2 protein-coding genes are annotated in these 1723 nt (G+C 63.8%); one reads left to right on the forward strand and one right to left on the reverse strand.

Translation table 11 applies throughout. From position 1 onward, the window contains the following. Positions 1–968 (forward strand): IncP-type conjugal transfer protein TrbI (trbI, locus tag EOA60_RS31670; protein WP_128312528.1); only part of this gene is annotated, 968 nt, incomplete at its 5' end. 55 nt (positions 969–1023) lie between these two features. On the opposite strand, the gene EOA60_RS31675 is transcribed toward trbI, so the two are convergent. Beyond that, the gene (locus tag EOA60_RS31675) at positions 1024–1344 is read right to left on the reverse strand and encodes a transcriptional repressor TraM (RefSeq protein ID WP_127336030.1); all 321 of its coding nucleotides are present in this window, start codon (positions 1342–1344) and stop codon (positions 1024–1026) included. Positions 1345–1723 lie beyond the last annotated feature (379 nt).

A 1723-nucleotide genomic window follows, 5' to 3' on the forward strand; every position in this document is an offset into this window, starting at 1 on the left:
CTACCCGGCCGGAAAGCCCCGCAGCCGAGCTCGAACCGGAGGCCGTGTGGCGCGCGCGCCTCGAGCGCGAGGCCGAGGAGCAGTATCTGCGCGAGCGTCATCGCCAGCGCATGGCGCGCCTGCAGGCCAACGACTCGGCCTACGATTCACCCATCGCCGTCGACGTGGACAAGTTGCGGACCGCCACGCACTCGGTGCCCGGGGCATCGCCGGCCGGCGCAATAACCGCGCGCGGCGGCTCCGCGGCCGACCTCTATGGCGCGGCGCTGCAGGCCGGCCTGAACGGTCAGAACCTCGACCCGAATGCCCAGCGCCCCAAGGAAGACTTCTTCAACGCCGACCTTAAGGAACTCGGCTATCTCCCCAACCAGGTTGTGCCGCAGCAGTCGCTCTACGAGCTCAAGCGCGGCTCGGTCATCCCGGCGACCCTCATCACCGGCATCAACTCCGATCTTCCCGGACGCATCACCGCCCAGGTCAGCCAGAACGTCTACGACAGCGCGACGGGTCACCGCCTGCTCATCCCGCAAGGCGCCAAGCTGTTCGGGCGGTATGACAGCAAGGTTTCGTTCGGCCAGTCGCGCGTGCTCGTTGTCTGGACGGACATCATCTTCCCGAACGGATCGACCTTGCAGGTCGGCGGTATGGCGGGAACGGACACCGAGGGCTACGGCGGATTCAACGACAAGGTCAACAACCACTATCTGAAAACGTTCGGCTCGGCGGTGCTGCTCGCCATCATCGGCACGGGGATCGACATGGCGCTACCCGAGAGTTCGACGCTTGCCACGCAGGACACGGCGTCCGATGCGGCGCGGCGCAATTTTGCCGAGACGTTCGGCCGGGTTGCCGAGCGCACCATCAACAAAAATCTCGACGTCCAGCCGACGCTGGAGATCCGGCCCGGCTACAAGTTCAACGTCCTCGTCGACCAGGACATCATGTTTCCGGGCCCCTATCGAGGCTGAGACCCGGATAGCTTGATGATCGAGAAGCTCGGGCTGATCGAGCGGCGACTTGGCGTCAGTCAGCGGGCACTGACGGGATGTGGCCGAGTACGTCGAGCAAGGTCGAAACGACCGTCTGCTGCGCGTGCATGTCGATCATTGCCGTGACATAGGCGATGCGGGCAGGCCCCACGGTATCGCACACCGCGACAGGCGGCGATTGGCGCCATTCCTCGTACCTGGCTTCGGCTGCGTCGCGAAGGCGTCGGTGGGTTCGGATCGCCTGAATCGTGATCTGTTCAAGATCCCCCTTCGGGAGATTCTCCGTCAGGCCGATCACCGGCCTCAAGGTGATTTTGTGCTCGGACTGCTTACAGCTGCCTATGTCGGTGGCCATTTTTACTCTTCTTGAAACATCGTCCGCGGTACGCCCCCGCGAACGTCAATCCCTGATCCAAAGCCGGGGGTTGGAAACTGTACTCAGACAGTCCTGCGACCTTTAGCACCGAGGCGCCTGGACATACGTCACAGGCCCCCGGCCGTAAAGCCAGAGGATCCTTGGTGCCTTCCCGGTTGGCACCGACCGCTGAGTAGGGGTTTCCACACCCCGGGGCAGCGCGTACTGCCCTGCGCCGCCTTATAGAGAGTTTAGCCTCCGTTTGCCAGCAATGATCGGGTAAGGTGTGAGGTGCAGTCGCCATGACGCGCACCGCCAGGTCCGGTTAGGCCCGAAGCTCAGCTGCTCGACCAAGTGGGCGTCCTCGATGGCTCTATGG

It is taken from the genome of Mesorhizobium sp. M1A.F.Ca.IN.020.06.1.1 (genome assembly GCF_004023265.1).
Taxonomy (GTDB): domain Bacteria; phylum Pseudomonadota; class Alphaproteobacteria; order Rhizobiales; family Rhizobiaceae; genus Mesorhizobium.